General features: G+C 73.8%; 14 protein-coding genes and 1 other RNA gene. 7 read left to right on the plus strand and 8 right to left on the minus strand.

What is annotated here, in order from left to right; all coding sequences use genetic code 11:
- Positions 1-64: 64 nt before the first annotated feature.
- Together ACFUJY_RS33480 and ACFUJY_RS33485 are read right to left on the minus strand one after the other, a co-directional pair.
- Positions 65-238, minus strand: coding sequence for a hypothetical protein (locus tag ACFUJY_RS33480; protein WP_383306649.1), 174 nt, complete (start codon positions 236-238; stop codon positions 65-67).
- A gap of 121 nt (positions 239-359) precedes the next feature.
- A complete protein-coding gene (locus tag ACFUJY_RS33485) occupies positions 360-1,643 on the minus strand; it encodes a hypothetical protein (RefSeq protein WP_383306651.1) in 1,284 nt (427 codons plus the stop codon).
- Between the two features lie 198 nt (positions 1,644-1,841).
- Here ACFUJY_RS33485 and ACFUJY_RS33490 point away from each other — a divergent pair, with 198 nt between their 5' ends.
- From ACFUJY_RS33490 to ACFUJY_RS33500, 3 genes are read left to right on the plus strand one after another with little or no spacing between them, the layout of a single operon-like run.
- Entirely contained in the window at positions 1,842-2,678 is an 837-nt protein-coding gene (locus tag ACFUJY_RS33490; protein ID WP_383306654.1) for a Nif3-like dinuclear metal center hexameric protein, read from the plus strand.
- Positions 2,675-3,418: a zinc ribbon domain-containing protein gene (locus tag ACFUJY_RS33495; protein WP_383306759.1), complete on the plus strand. Its 744-nt coding sequence runs from the start codon at positions 2,675-2,677 to the stop codon at positions 3,416-3,418. Before ACFUJY_RS33490 ends, ACFUJY_RS33495 begins: the two co-directional genes overlap by 4 nt.
- A complete protein-coding gene (locus tag ACFUJY_RS33500) occupies positions 3,418-4,605 on the plus strand; it encodes a bifunctional RNase H/acid phosphatase (protein WP_383306656.1) in 1,188 nt (395 codons plus the stop codon). Before ACFUJY_RS33495 ends, ACFUJY_RS33500 begins: the two co-directional genes overlap by 1 nt.
- A gap of 193 nt (positions 4,606-4,798) precedes the next feature.
- Here the strand turns inward: ACFUJY_RS33500 and eda are convergent, their stop codons facing one another.
- Positions 4,799-5,419: a bifunctional 4-hydroxy-2-oxoglutarate aldolase/2-dehydro-3-deoxy-phosphogluconate aldolase gene (gene eda, locus ACFUJY_RS33505; protein WP_383306658.1), complete on the minus strand. Its 621-nt coding sequence runs from the start codon at positions 5,417-5,419 to the stop codon at positions 4,799-4,801.
- 64 nt (positions 5,420-5,483) lie between these two features.
- On the minus strand, positions 5,484-6,284 hold the full coding sequence (yaaA, locus tag ACFUJY_RS33510; protein WP_383306660.1) for a peroxide stress protein YaaA: 801 nt from the start codon (positions 6,282-6,284) through the stop codon (positions 5,484-5,486).
- 158 nt (positions 6,285-6,442) lie between these two features.
- Between yaaA and ACFUJY_RS33515 the strand changes: the two genes are divergently transcribed.
- The 4 genes from ACFUJY_RS33515 to rnpB all read left to right on the plus strand — a co-directional run bounded on the left by ACFUJY_RS33515 (position 6,443) and on the right by rnpB (position 9,575).
- The gene (locus tag ACFUJY_RS33515) at positions 6,443-7,882 is read left to right on the plus strand and encodes an RNB domain-containing ribonuclease (RefSeq protein WP_383306661.1); all 1,440 of its coding nucleotides are present in this window, start codon (positions 6,443-6,445) and stop codon (positions 7,880-7,882) included.
- Between the two features lie 65 nt (positions 7,883-7,947).
- The gene (locus tag ACFUJY_RS33520; protein ID WP_383306663.1) at positions 7,948-8,457 is read left to right on the plus strand and encodes a TetR/AcrR family transcriptional regulator; all 510 of its coding nucleotides are present in this window, start codon (positions 7,948-7,950) and stop codon (positions 8,455-8,457) included.
- 115 nt (positions 8,458-8,572) lie between these two features.
- Positions 8,573-9,142 (plus strand): Uma2 family endonuclease, encoded by a 570-nt coding sequence (locus ACFUJY_RS33525; protein WP_383306761.1) that lies wholly within the window; start codon positions 8,573-8,575, stop codon positions 9,140-9,142.
- 31 nt (positions 9,143-9,173) lie between these two features.
- Positions 9,174-9,575: RNase P RNA component class A (rnpB, locus tag ACFUJY_RS33530), an RNA gene on the plus strand.
- Between the two features lie 99 nt (positions 9,576-9,674).
- Here the strand turns inward: rnpB and ACFUJY_RS33535 are convergent.
- The 4 genes from ACFUJY_RS33535 to ACFUJY_RS33550 are packed head-to-tail and all read right to left on the minus strand — an operon-like array spanning position 9,675 to position 13,469.
- A complete protein-coding gene (locus ACFUJY_RS33535; RefSeq protein WP_383306665.1) occupies positions 9,675-10,817 on the minus strand; it encodes a hypothetical protein in 1,143 nt (380 codons plus the stop codon).
- Between the two features lie 48 nt (positions 10,818-10,865).
- Positions 10,866-11,666, minus strand: coding sequence for a hypothetical protein (locus tag ACFUJY_RS33540; protein ID WP_383306667.1), 801 nt, complete (start codon positions 11,664-11,666; stop codon positions 10,866-10,868).
- 49 nt (positions 11,667-11,715) lie between these two features.
- The gene (locus ACFUJY_RS33545; protein ID WP_383306668.1) at positions 11,716-12,753 is read right to left on the minus strand and encodes a methyltransferase; all 1,038 of its coding nucleotides are present in this window, start codon (positions 12,751-12,753) and stop codon (positions 11,716-11,718) included.
- Positions 12,750-13,469, minus strand: coding sequence for a DUF6875 domain-containing protein (locus ACFUJY_RS33550; protein WP_383306670.1), 720 nt, complete (start codon positions 13,467-13,469; stop codon positions 12,750-12,752). The genes ACFUJY_RS33545 and ACFUJY_RS33550 overlap by 4 nt, the downstream gene beginning before the upstream one ends.
- Positions 13,470-13,472: the final 3 nt, after the last annotated feature.

Consider the following 13,472-nt stretch of genomic DNA (forward strand, 5'->3'; position numbering starts at 1 on the left):
GGCGCCCGTGGCATCGCCACGGGCGCCGGGGGCACCACGTCTCCCCTCGTTCTCTCCGCGACGGTCAGGCCGCCGCCGCGCTCTCCTCGGCGGGGCGGCGATGGCGGCCGGCCGGCGTTGCCGCCGTGTCGTCCGTCGCCACACCCCCTCGGTGCTTTCCGGAGCCGCCGGCGTCGCCCCGCTGCGCCTCCGCCCCCGGCGGGAGCGTCTGGGTCGTGTCGGTGCGGGCTTCAGACATGTGGGAAGTCACCCCGTTGTGATCGCTTACGTGTGTGCCAACCGGAGCGTCACGCCGCCGCCCGTCCGGGACAGGCCACGGTCGGTGACCGAGACGCACGGTGCGTGAGCCCGGCCCAAGCTTAGCCAGGGGGCGTACGCCCCACGAGAGGCGCCTGCCCCAGAGGAACCGGTGTACACATTGGAGGATTCACCGATGGCGCGGAAGGTTGCCTACCACTTGGGCCGCACCCGGGGTCCGTCTCCTCCGGCATCTCCAGCAGGGCCACCGCGCACGCCGTGTCCCCGTTCGCGTACGGGAGTCTGAGCACGCCGTCACGCGACCAGGTCCCGCTGCCGGCCAGCCAGCCCCCGGGCGCCGCGAGCTGGTGCAGCCGGCGGCCCGACGGACGCCACAGGCCGAGCCGGCCGCCCGCCGCCCCGTCGATCCTGAGGGCCACCGCGCAGCTCTCCGGCATCAGCATCTGCCCCGGCTGCACGGCGAACGGTTCCACCGAGCAGTCCGGCAGTCTCAGGCACTCCGGGAACCTCACCGGCAGGCAGCTGCCCAGGACCCCCCAGCCGAGCCGGTCGTGGCCGGGCGCGTCCGAGCGGATCAGCAGCAGCCCGCTGTCGGGGTCCGCGAGCAGCAGCCGGTCGTCGCTGTCCGGCGCGATCTGGAGCAGCGGGGTCATCTCGGCGCCCCGTCCCAGGTCCACCGCGACGGACTTGACCGGGCCACCGCCCGCCGGTTCCCGGTCCAGGGCCAGCAGCCGGCCGACCCGGTCCAGCCAGACGCCGCCGGAGCAGCGTCCCGGCAGGTCCGCGACGTGCTCGGGCCCGGCCGTCCCGCCGGCCACCCGCCACAGCTCCGTCGCGTACGCGCCGACCGCCAGGGCGTAGGCGCTCACCCCGTCCGGTGACGGCGGCAGCAGGGTGAGCGCGTCCCGCTCGACGGCGCCGAGCAGCAGCTCGCCGGTGCCGGGGCCGGTCGGGTAGAGCAGCGAGAAGGTGTGCCGTTCGGCGACCCGGCGCCGGATCAGCACCCGCCCGTCGGCGAGCGGCACCACCTGCGCCTCGGCCTCCTCCGGCTGGCCGGTGGGCAGCGGCACGGCATACGGCTCGGGCCCGTCGAGCGTCCAGCGCTCGGCGTACCGGGCGGTGTCGCCGCCGGGCACCGGGGCGGCGGTGAGCCGGGCGCCGTACGCGCCGTCGGCGGTGAGCGTGAAGGCGGGCAGAACCGTTTCGGCGGCGGTGTCCGCCTCGGCCGGGGCGGACGGCACGAGAGCCTCCGGCACCGGGGCGCCCTCCACCGGGCCGGTCTCCGCGACGGCCCCCGCGGGATCGCCCGGGCCGGGCTCCGGCTCCGGCTCCGCCGGACCGCCGTCGTCCGTCGTGGCCCCCTCCTCGATGGCACAGGCAGTCATCGACTCATCACCTCCGGCGACCGAAGCTAGTTTTCGCACTTCCAGCCGAACAACGCCAGCACGCACACTTCACACATAAGGGTGGTGACGGCCGGATTTCGCTGTACGGCCGGGGGTGCGTGTGCTGTACGGGGCCGAGCCGCGGGCGGCCCGTTCCCGGGGCTTCCCGGGGCGCGGCGGGCAGGTAGCCTTTCCTCCGTGCCCCGTCTGTCTGAAGTCATCTCCGAGCTCGACGCCCTCTGGCCGCCCGAGCGGGCCGAAGGATGGGACGCGGTCGGCACCGTCTGCGGCGATCCGGACGCCGAGGTCCACCGGGTGCTCCTCGCCGTCGACCCCGTCCAGGAGATCGCCGACGAGGCGAAGAAGCTGGGCGCGCACCTCGTCGTGACCCATCACCCGCTCTACCTGCGCGGTACGACGACGGTCGCGGCGGACACCTTCAAGGGCCGCGTCGTGCACACGCTGATCCGCGACGGCATCGCGCTGCACGTGGCCCACACCAACGCCGACACCGCCGACCCCGGTGTCTCCGACGCCCTGGCCGCCGCCCTCGACCTGCGCGTCGAGCGCCCCCTCGTCCCGGACCCGACGGACCCGGCGGGCCGCCGGGGGCTCGGCCGGATCTGCGTGCTCGACCACCCCGAGACCCTGGGCGCGTTCGCCGCCCGCGCCGCCGCCCGGCTGCCCGCCACCGCGCAGGGCGTCCGCCTCGCCGGCGACCCGGACGCGCTCGTGCGCACCGTCGCGGTGAGCGGCGGATCGGGCGACAGCCTCTTCGACGCGGTGCGCGCCGCCGGTGCGGACGCCTTCCTCACCGCCGACCTGCGCCACCACCCGGCCTCCGAGGCCACCCAGCACTCGCCGCTCGGCCTGGTCGACGCCGCGCACTGGGCCACCGAGTGGCCGTGGTGCGAGCAGGCCGCCGCACAGCTCGAAGCGATTTCCGACCGCCTCGGATGGGACCTGAGGGTCCACGTCTCGAAGCAGGTCACCGACCCCTGGACCGCCCACCACTCTTCTGGAGCCCCCAACTGAACGCCGCGCCCGCCGACCAGATCCGACTTCTCGACGTCCAGGCGCTCGACCAGCGCCTCTCCCAGCTCGCGCACCGCCGCACATCCCTGCCCGAGCACGCCGAGATCGAGTCGCTGACGGCCGACCTCGCCCAGCTCCGCGACCTGCTCGTCGCCTCGACCACCGAGGAGAGCGACACCGCCCGCGAGCAGACCAAGGCGGAGCAGGACGTCGACCAGGTCCGCCAGCGCGCCGCCCGCGACCAGCAGCGCCTGGACTCCGGCGCGGTCACCTCGCCGAAGGACCTGGAGAGCCTCCAGCGCGAGATCACCTCGCTCGCCAAGCGCCAGGGCGACCTGGAGGACATCGTCCTGGAGGTCATGGAGCGCCGCGAGTCCGCGCAGGAGCGCGTCGCCGAGCTGACCGACCGGGTCGCCGCCGTGCAGGCCAAGGTGGACGACGCCACCGCCCGCCGCGACGCCGCCACCCAGGAGCTCGACACGGAGGCCGCCTCGGTCACCAAGGAGCGCGAGGTCGTCGCCGGCTCGGTCCCCGCCGACCTGCTGAAGCTGTACGACAAGCTCCGCGCCCAGCAGGGCGGGGTGGGCGCCGCCCGCCTCTACCAGCGCCGCTGCGAGGGCTGCCGCCTGGAGCTCAACATCACCGAGATCAACGACGTGAAGGCCGCGTCCCCCGACACGGTGCTGCGCTGCGAGAACTGCCGCCGCATCCTGGTCCGCACCGCCGACTCGGGCCTGTAGTGAGCCTGCCGCGCCGGTTCGTGGTCGAGGCCGACGGCGGCTCCCGGGGCAACCCGGGCCCCGCCGGCTACGGCGCGGTCGTGATCGACCCGGACACCGGCGAGACGCTGGCCGAGACCGCCGAGTACATCGGCGTCGCGACCAACAACGTCGCCGAGTACAAGGGACTCGTCGCTGGCCTCCGCGCGGTGGGCGCGCTGCTAGCCGACGGCCCGGTGGGCACCGGGGTCCAGGTGCGCGTCCGGATGGACTCCAAGCTGGTCGTCGAGCAGATGTCCGGCCGCTGGAAGATCAAGCACCCGGACATGAAGCCGCTCGCGGCCGAGGCGGCGGCGGTGCTGCCCGGCGCGGATATCACGTACGAGTGGATTCCGCGCGAGCGGAACAAGCACGCCGACCGGCTGGCCAACGAGGCGATGGACGCGGGCCGGCGCGGCGCCCGGTGGGAGCCCTCCGCGTCCACGGCCGCCCTGGACACCCCGCGCTCCCCGGAGGCCGCGGCGGCCCCGCCCCCCTCCGACCCCGTCACCCCGCAGGTGGGCTGGGGCGCGGCGCCCGATCTGGGCGCGCCCGCCACCCTGGTCCTGCTGCGGCACGGCGAGACGGCCCTCACCCCGCAGAAGCGGTTCTCCGGCAGCGGCGGCACCGACCCCGCGCTCTCCCCGGCCGGCCTGGACCAGGCCGAGCGGGCGGCCTCGGCGTTCGCGGCGCGCTCCACCGTGCAGGAGATCGTCAGCTCACCGCTGCGCCGCTGCCGCGAGACGGCCGGGGCGGTCGCGGCCCGGCTCGGCCTGGAGGTCCGGGTCGAGGACGGGCTGCGCGAGACGGACTTCGGGGCCTGGGAAGGGCTCACCTTCGGCGAGGTCGGGGAGCGCTACGGAGACGATCTGGACGCCTGGCTCGCCTCCCCGGACGCGGCCCCCACGGGCGGCGGCGAGAGCTTCGCGGAGGTCGCCCGCCGGGTGGCGGCCACCCAAGACGACCTCGTCACGCGCTACGCGGGCCGCACGGTCCTCGTCGTCACGCACGTGACCCCGATCAAGACCCTGGTCCGGCTCGCCCTGGGCGCGCCACCGGAGGCGCTGTTCCGGATGGAGCTCTCGGCGGCGTCCGTCTCGGCCGTCGCGTACTACGCCGACGGCAACGCCTCCGTACGCCTGCTGAACGACACGTCCCACCTGCGGTAAACGCATCCGGGACAGCGCTCGGCCCCACCGGCGGGGGGAAGGCCGGTGGGGCCGAGGCGGTTCCGGCGGGTCGGGGGATTACCGGCCGGAACCCGGGTCACCCGGCATGCGGGCTACGTCCCCTAAAAGGGTCGTGCCCCGAATACCGGGGAGCATGCACGGCGATGTGCGACGGGTTTCCCCGCCGCCCCGCTCAGCCCCTCAGCGCCGCCGCCCCGGCGGCCAGCCGCTCCACGCGCGCCCAGTCCCGGGCCGCGACCGCGTCCCCGGGAACCATCCAGCTCCCGCCCACGCAGCCGACGTTGGGCAGGGCCAGGTAGGAGGGCGCGGAGGCGGCCGAGATGCCGCCGGTCGGGCAGAACCGGGCCTGGGGGAGCGGGGCGGAGAGGGCCTTCAGATAGGCGGTGCCGCCCGCCGCCTCGGCCGGGAAGAACTTCATCCCGGTGACTCCGCGCTCCAGCAGCGCGACCACCTCGGAGGTGGTCGAGACGCCCGGCAGGAACGGCAGCCCGGACCCCTTCATCGCGTCCAGCAGCGCGTCGGTCCAGCCCGGGCTGACCAGGAACCGGGCCCCCGCCGCGACGGTGTCCGCGACGTTGCGCGCCGAGATCACCGTGCCCGCCCCGACCACCGCGTCCGGGACCTCCGCCGCGATCGCCCGGATCGCGTCCAGGGCGGCGGCGGTGCGCAGGGTCACCTCGATCGCCGGAAGCCCGCCCGCGACCAGGGCCCGGGCGAGCGGCACCGCGTCGGCCGCGTCCTCCAGGACGACGACGGGCACGACGGGGGCGAGATCCAGCACGGACGAGGTCATGCGCCCATCCTGCCCGGTGTGCGGCGCAGTACGCAACGAGCGTTGCAAGAGATGCAACGTGCGGTCAGTGGATCTCCGTCACGACCACATCGAGCTGCCACGGCCGCCCCGCCCGCGCGGGCGCCTCCGCCTCGACGGTGTACCCGAGGTCCCGCAGGACCGTCACCAGCTCGGCCGGACCGGCCGGCCGCGCCCCCGCGAGCAGCACATCGCGCACCATTCGGCCCTTGGTGGCCTTGTTGAAGTGGCTGACCACCGACCGCTTCTCCACCCCGTCCACGATCTGCGCGTGCAGCACCCGCACGCTCGCCGTGCGCTCCGCGACCGCCCCCTTCGGCCTCCACGCCGCCGTGTACGCGGACGAGCGCAGGTCCAGCACGAGCCCGTCGCCCGCCGCCTCCGGCATCACCTCCGCCATCGGCGTACGCCAGAACGCCCCGAGCGCGCCGAGCCCGGGCAGCTTCACGCCCATCGAGCAGCGGTACGGCGGAATCCGGTCGCCCACCCGCACCGCGCCCCACAGCCCGGAGAACACCAGCAGCGACTTCCCGGCCAGGCGGCGGGCGGCCGGGTCGAGCGAGTCCAGTCCGAGTGCGTCGTACAGGACGCCCGTGTACAGCGCCCCGGCCGGACGCGTCCCCGCCGTCCGCAGCTCCGCGTTCTTCGCGACCTCGCCCCGCAGCCCCTCGCTGAGCCCCAGCACCTCCCGCGCCTTCTCCTCGTCGGCCGCGCACAGCTCCACGAGCGCGTCCAGCACCTCGGCCCGTGCCCCGGCGAGACCGGGCAGCGACAACGACTCGGGCTTCAGGGGTGCCCCGCGCCCCGAGGCGGCCTTTCCTTCGGAGGGCGGCAACAGCACGAGCACGGTGGTTCTCCTTCGTACGCACGGGGAAGAGGCGCGGCGGTGTGCGGACCGCACGGACGCCCCCGGCCAGCGTACGGGGGCGGAGGGGGCCCACCGTACGGGCACGAAGCCCTCCGTTCGGAATGCCGTGATCCGCACCCCGCCCTACGCTCGGGACCATGCCCCGCCGCCATCTGCACGTGACCGGCGCAGCCGAGACCCCGCTGCGGGCGGCCCTGCGCGGCCTCCGCACCGAGCTGTCGCTCCCCGCCGACTTCCCGCCCGACGTGCTCGCCGAGGCGGCGGACGCGGCCCGGAGCCCGGAGCTCGCCGGGCACGCGGACGCGACGGACATCCCCTTCCTCACCATCGACCCGCCCGCGTCCACGGACCTCGACCAGGCGATGCACCTGGAACGCCGCACCCACGGCTACCGCGTGCACTACGCCATCGCGGACGTGGCCGCGTTCGTACGTCCCGGCGGCGCGCTCGACGCCGAGGCGCACCGCCGGGTGACGACGCTGTACTTCCCGGACGGCCGGGTGCCGCTCCACCCCGAGGTGCTGTCCGAGGACGCCGCCAGCCTGCTGCCCGGCCGGGTCCGCCCCGCGGTCCTGTGGGAGATCGACCTCGACCCGGAGGGCGCGGCGGTCGCGACCCGGGTGCGCAGGGCCCTCGTACGCAGCCGCGCCAAGCTGGACTACGCGGGCGTTCAGCAGCGGATCGATGCGGGCACCGCGGAGGAACCCCTCGCGCTGCTCCGGGACATCGGCACCCTCCGCGAGGAGCAGGAGGTGGCCCGGGGCGGCATCTCGCTGGGCGTGCCCGAGCAGGAGATCACCGAACACGACGGCACGTACGGCCTGGAGTACCGCGCCCCGCTGCCCGCCGACGGCTGGAACGCCCAGGTCTCCCTGCTCACCGGCATGGCGGCGGCCCACCTGATGGCGGAGAGCGGCACCGGCATCCTGCGTACGCTGCCGGTCGCACCCGACGGCGCGGTGGCCCGGCTGCGCCGCAGCGCCGAGGCCCTGCACATCGACTGGCCGCACCACGTCCCCTACGCCCAGGTCGTCCGCTCGCTCGACCCGGCCCGCACCGACCACGCGGCGTTCCTCCAGGAGTGCACGACGCTGCTGCGCGGCGCGGGCTACACGGTCTTCGACGGCGGCGGCCTGCCGGACCCGGCCGTGCACGCGGCGGTCGCGGACCTGTACACGCACTGCACGGCACCGCTGCGCCGCCTCGTGGACCGCTATGCCTCCGAGCTGTGCGTCGCGGCCTGCGAGGACCGGGACCCGCCCGAATGGGTCCTCGCCGCCCTGCCCGCCCTGCCCAAGGAGATGGCGGAGGGCACACGGCGCGCCAACACGGTGGAGCGGGAGTCCGTGGACCTGGTCGAGGCGGCGCTGCTCAAGGACAAGGTGGGCGAGGTCTTCGACGGCTACGTGGTGGACGTGAAGGAGAACGAACCGGCCACCGGGACCGTCCACATCGACGCCCCGGCGATCGTCGCCCGCGTCGAGGGCACCGCGCCCCTCCCGCTGGGCGAGCGCCTGCGGGTCCGCCTCGCCCAGGCGGCCCCGGGCACGGCGAAGGCCCTGTTCGTCCCGGCCTGACGGCGTCTCGTACGATCGCGAGTTCGGCCCCCGCCGCCCCGCGCCCGTACGACGGAAGGACCGGCGTGACCGACCGCGCCCGCCAGCACCAGATCCTGGCCGCCGCCCGCACGCTCCTGGAGCAGGAGGGCCCGGAGGCGCTGACCATGCGCAGGCTCGCGGGCCTGCTCGGCATCACGGCCCCGTCCCTCTACAAGCACTTCCCGGACAAGTCATCGGTGGTGAACGCGCTGGCCGACGCGATGCTGACGGAGACCGCCGAGGCCCTGGAGGCGGCGGAGACGGCCGCCCCGGGCTCCTTCCCGGCCCTGGCGACGGCCTACCGCGCCCACGCCCTGGCCCACCCCCACCTCTACCGCCTCACCACGTCCCGCCCGCACCCCCACCCCCTGGAGGACCGCGCCGCCGCCCCCCTCTTTCGCGCCCTGGCCCCGGACGACCACCTGGCCCGCGCGGCCTGGGCCTTCGCCCACGGCATGGTCATGATGGAACTGAACGGCCGCTTCCCCACCCCGGAATCCGTGACCACGGCCTGGACGGCGGGCATCACGGCACTGGCGTCGGGCCGCCTCTGACGTCATGACGTCGTCCTGTGCCACGATCGGGGGAACGACTCTCATTTCACGGACGGCTGGTTCCGCGATGATCCACTCTGGCGAGCGACCGAGGAAGGGGCGTGACATGTCTGCCATGCCGCACGAACCGCTCTCGCAGGCGGACGTCCTGCTTGAGGGCTTCCTGGCGCTGGATACGCCGGAGGGCTTCCGGGCGGAGCTGATCGAGGGGGAGATCGTCGTGACACCGCCGCCGGACGGGGATCATGAGGACTACATCGGGCTGATCGTCGAGCAGGTGATGGCCTCTGCCCGCACGAAGATGCAATTCGCGGGGAACAAGGGCCTGAAACTGAGAAGCGGCGGGCGCTGCCCGAAGAACCACGCCATCCCCGATGGCACGTTCGCCCCGAAAGCCCTTCGGCTGTACCGGGGCGCGCAGCCGTGGATGCCGTGCGAGGGGGTGGCGCTCGTCGTGGAGGTCACGTCGTCCAAACCGGCCGCCGACCGCGAGGCCAAGCGGCACTGCTATGCGAGGGGCCCGATCCCGCTGTACCTGCTGGTGGACCGGGAGGAGTCCTCGGTGACGCTGTTCAGCGACCCGGAGGGCGACGACTACCGCCAGCACTGCACCGTGCCCTTCGGGAAGGCGGTCCGTCTTCCGGAGCCGTTCTCGTTCGACCTGGACACGGCAGAGTTCATGTGATCCGGCCAGGTAGCATGGGCCCCACGGCAGACGAGCCGGGCGGACGGCCGCGTGGGGATCTCCGGATTCTCCCGAGGAACGTCCGGGCTCCACAGGGCAGGGTGATGGCTAACGGCCACCCGGGGTGACCCGCGGGACAGTGCCACAGAAAACAGACCGCCCGGGACCTCGGTCCCGGGTAAGGGTGAAACGGTGGTGTAAGAGACCACCAGCGCCTGGGGCGACCCAGGCGGCTAGGTAAACCCCACCCGGAGCAAGGTCAAGAGGGGCCGTCGGAAGACGGCCCTGCGCGAACGTTCGAGGGCGGCCCGCCCGAGTTCGCGGGTAGACCGCACGAGGCCGGCAGCAATGCCGGTCCTAGATGGATGGCCGTCTCCCCGGCCGCCGCGAGGCGACCGGGCGACAGAACCCGGCGTACAGCCCGACTCGTCTGCCGCCACCTGCGGCTTTGCCTTCGAAGGGCCTCCGACCCGCGTCGGAGGCCCTTCGCCGGTGCGCAGCGCGGCCCTAGGGGGGAATGGTCGGACAGGCCCTACACCGCTCGCAGGGCGCCCTGCGTCACCAGGAAGCGGGCGAGTGCGGTCGTCTCCGCGTCGGCGGGGACGGGGATCTCGGCCCCGAAGGGGAGGGCGGCGAGGTCCGCGAGCCACGGGAGCACCGTCGCGGGGAAGGCGCGGCTCCGCCCGTGGGTCGCGACCAGCGCGCCGTCCGGGGTCTCGCACCACAGGCGGGGCGCGTTGCTGGCGACGGCCACCCGCTCCACGACGGGCGGCGCGGTGCGATCCGGCTCCGCACCCGCCATGCCGTACGCGGACGCGCTCGCCAGGGCGGACGCCCGGTCCGTACCGCCGAGGAAGTCCCGGTAGCCGGAGAGCCACCGGTCGCCGACCCGGCCGTCAGCCGTCGCGACGACGGGGTACGAACCCTCGCCCGGTACGAAGGACTTGGTGTACCTCGCTATGTTGAACGCGAACGCCGGGCCGACCGTCTCCGCGACGTGCCAGGTGCCCGGGTCCCAGGTGAAGAACTCACCGGCGCCCGCGAGCAGCGACGTACCTCGGTCGACCACCGACGGCACGTCGAGGGACGGCAGGTACTCCTCCGGGTCGATGGCGTTCATGCCTTCCGCCGCCCGCCAGTCGACGGAGTCCGGAATCCACTCGTCGCCGTGCCAGAAGTGCATGTACTTGCGCCCCTGGAGGACGAAGTGGCTGTTGCCGCACTGCTCGCGGTGGATGCCGCCCGGGGTGGCCTTGTAGTCGCCGAGGAACACCTCGATGTCGATGTTCCCGCGCACCAGCCCGTACTTCTCGAACACCGGACGGCCCATGGCCGACAGCAGCAGCTCGTACAACTCGCGGTCGTGGGAGGGCAGCTCGCGTGCGTAGAGCAGTACGGGCGTGTCCGCGCCGAACTTCTGCCGCATCCGGCCCAGCCACTCGTCGGGCGACTCGCCGCCGTCCGGGTCGGGCATCAGGGCGTGGTCGGTCAGCACCTCCTCGCCCACGGTGATCTTGATCAGCTCGCGCTGGTCGTCGCCGCCCAGGACCGCGCGTACGGCCCCGACGACCCCCTTCCAGACCGCTTCCGGGGTGATCGTCCCGCTCTCCCACCCCTCGACCCGCGTGCTCTGGCCCGATGTGGAGGTCTGCGCGATCGTCAGTTGTGTGGACACGATGCCTTCCTTCTCCTTCGATGGGGACAACGGGGTGTCACGTGCTGGTCAGGGCCTCGGCCCCGCGGCGTCGGCGGGCAGCCGGTAGCGGCCGTCCCCGGTCTCGGCCCGCCCGCCGCGGACCAGGCCGTCGAGGAGCGCGGAGGCGTCCTTGGCCGTCCAGCGGAAGGCGCGGGCGACCTCGCGCGGTGTCGCCTCGACCATGGTGTCGAGGAAGACCAGGGCCGCCTCCTCCCGGCTGGGGCCCGTCCTGGCCCCGGGGCTGTCGAAGAAGACCCGGCTCGTCAGCTCGATGACGCAGCTGGGCCAGCCCGGGCCGTCCTGCCGGGTGCCGTAGTTCGTGATGAGGAGCTCCCGGCCGAGCTCCGTCAGGACCTTCTGCGCGCCCCTGCCGTCGAGCCCGAATGCCTCCCGGACGACCCGCATGGACGTCGGCCCTTCGAGCAGCAGGTGCTCCGCCACCCCCCTCGCCTGGGGCGACAGCGCCACGTCCTGGAAATCGTCCGGCTCACCGGCGTGCGGGTAGAGCAGGTCCGTCATGCGCGGGGAGAGGAGCGCCTGCCGGCCGCCCAGGAACCGGCCGCACCAGGCCCGCCGTTCCGTCGGCAGCATGTCCTTCCACGTCCACACCCGCTCCAGGTCCTCGCCCCAGCCGGCCGGCAGCATCTCCGCCTCCTCGTCGCGGCCCGCCTCGCGCAGCGAGGGAAGACTCGCGGCCTTGTCGCCGAAGAGCAGGCAGAGCCCCACGTCCTCGATGTACGCGCCGGCTTCGTCGGCGGTGCGCAGCGGCGGCCGGTCCATGTGCCACCGGCGGACGCGCTGCTCATGGAGGGCCGACTCCTCGTGCATGGGAAGCACCTGGCTCCTGGACGGTTCGGGAGGTGTGGCCGGCGAACGGTCACCCGGGCGAGCCGCCGGGGTCCGGGGCGGCCTCGATGGCGACCACGTGCCCGGGCATGCGGCTGACCGAGGTGCGTACGAACCCCGACGCGGAGAGCAGCCGATCGTAGTCGCCGAGCGACCGCTCCTGGCCCCGGAGCACCGACAGCATGTACAGGTCCATGAGCGCGGTCATCCGGGACGTTCCGGCGGCGCCCTCGTCATCGGCCGCGACGCGCTCGATGATCAGCAGCCGGGTGCCCGGCCGCATGGCCCGCCGGCAGGCGCCGAGGACGGTGACGCACTGGGAGTCGTTCCAGTCGTGCAGGATCTCCCGGAGCAGATAGAGGTCGCCGTCTCCGGGGACGGCCTCGAAGAAGTCCCCGGCGACCACCCGCGACCGTTCCTCCAGCCCGGCGGCGGCCAGCACCTCCTTGGCCCGGACGGTCGTCGCCTGCGTGTCCAGCAGCACACCCCGCGCGTCCGGCGCGCCGGCCAGCAGATGGGCGAGGAGGGTCCCGTCGCCGCCGCCGACGTCCACGACCGTGGAGCCGACCGGACCGACCGCCGAGCGGATGTGCTCCAGGGAGAGCTGGAGGTCCGCGGCCTGCGAGTGGTCGAAGGTCTCCCGGACCGCCGGGTGCCGGTCCAGGTAGTCGAAGAGCGACATGCCGTGCACGTCCTCGAACCCGGGCCGCCCCGTGCGCACGGTCGTGGCGAGGGCGGTCCAGGAAGCGCCCATCACACCGTCCACCAGCAGGGCGGTGGGGTACGCGGTGGCGTGGGCGTCCGTGCGGAGGGCGGCGCCGAGCGGCGTCAGAGCGTACGTGCCGTCGGGCAGCCGCTCGAAGACCTCGAAGGCGGTGAGCGTCCGGAGCAGCTGACCGAGGGCGTCCGGCACGGCGTCGAGTTCGGCCGCGAGGTCCGCGACGCCGCGCGGGCCTTCCGCGAGCGCGTCCGGGACGCCCATGACGGCGGCGGTGCACAGGGCGCGGGACAGCAGCGCCCCGTACAGCATCTCCCGCATCCGCAGCGGGGCGGACGGTGTCCCGGTCATCCGGCGTCACCTCCGCGCGCGCCCGGCAGGAAGTCCTCGGTGGCCTTCGCGTACAGGCGCCGCAGCAGCGCGTCGCGGACCCGGTCGCCTGCGTAGTGTTCGCCGAACCGTCTCCAATAGGCCTCGAAATCCCGGCGCTTCTCACGGAGGAACAGGACGTCGTGGAGTGCCATGTGGCGTACGGCGATCACACAGACCGGCGCCTTGGAGACCCGGAAGGACCCGTTGTGGACGGCGCGTTCGTCGCAGTCCGGGTGGAACTGGCCGACCATCAGGCCCATGGAGACGGCCGCGGCCTTCAGCTCCGGATACAGGTCGTCGATCAGACTCCAGCCGGCCGGTCCGGCGTCGGGAAGGACGACGAGCACGCTGTCGAGCGAATTGCCGGAACGCCCCGGGGGTTCGCTGAGCGCCGCGAAGCTCTTCAGCTCCTCGATGAGCAGTGCTCTCGTCCGGTCCTTGTCGGTGCAGTCGACTCCGTAATGAAAACGCAGCCGCATGGCGCCGTTCTGGAGCGAGGGCAGGACGAATGGGCAGACGGGGCCGCTTCTGCCCAATTCCGGTGAGGGTTGTCCGACGTAATCGCGTACCCACGCGAGCGTCACGGCCAGGTCGTCACCGATCCTTTCGTGATGCCTGCCGACCGGAGTGACCTCTATGGCCCCCGGGGGCAGCGCCGCCGGCGGCTGCGCCGGAAGCCTCAGCTTCGTATCCATTGT

It is taken from the genome of Streptomyces sp. NPDC057249, assembly GCF_042669245.1.
Classification (GTDB): Bacteria; Actinomycetota; Actinomycetes; order Streptomycetales; family Streptomycetaceae; genus Streptomyces.

Coding starts and splice junctions, on each gene's coding strand:
- ACFUJY_RS33545 (WP_383306668.1), bottom strand. CDS start 12,753: ATGACCGGGACACCGTCCGCCCCGCTGCGGATGCGGGAGATGCTGTAC.
- ACFUJY_RS33485 (WP_383306651.1), bottom strand. CDS start 1,643: ATGACTGCCTGTGCCATCGAGGAGGGGGCCACGACGGACGACGGCGGT.
- eda (WP_383306658.1), bottom strand. CDS start 5,419: ATGACCTCGTCCGTGCTGGATCTCGCCCCCGTCGTGCCCGTCGTCGTC.
- ACFUJY_RS33540 (WP_383306667.1), bottom strand. CDS start 11,666: ATGCACGAGGAGTCGGCCCTCCATGAGCAGCGCGTCCGCCGGTGGCAC.
- ACFUJY_RS33525 (WP_383306761.1), top strand. CDS start 8,573: ATGCCGCACGAACCGCTCTCGCAGGCGGACGTCCTGCTTGAGGGCTTC.
- ACFUJY_RS33550 (WP_383306670.1), bottom strand. CDS start 13,469: ATGGATACGAAGCTGAGGCTTCCGGCGCAGCCGCCGGCGGCGCTGCCC.
- ACFUJY_RS33480 (WP_383306649.1), bottom strand. CDS start 238: ATGTCTGAAGCCCGCACCGACACGACCCAGACGCTCCCGCCGGGGGCG.
- ACFUJY_RS33515 (WP_383306661.1), top strand. CDS start 6,443: ATGCCCCGCCGCCATCTGCACGTGACCGGCGCAGCCGAGACCCCGCTG.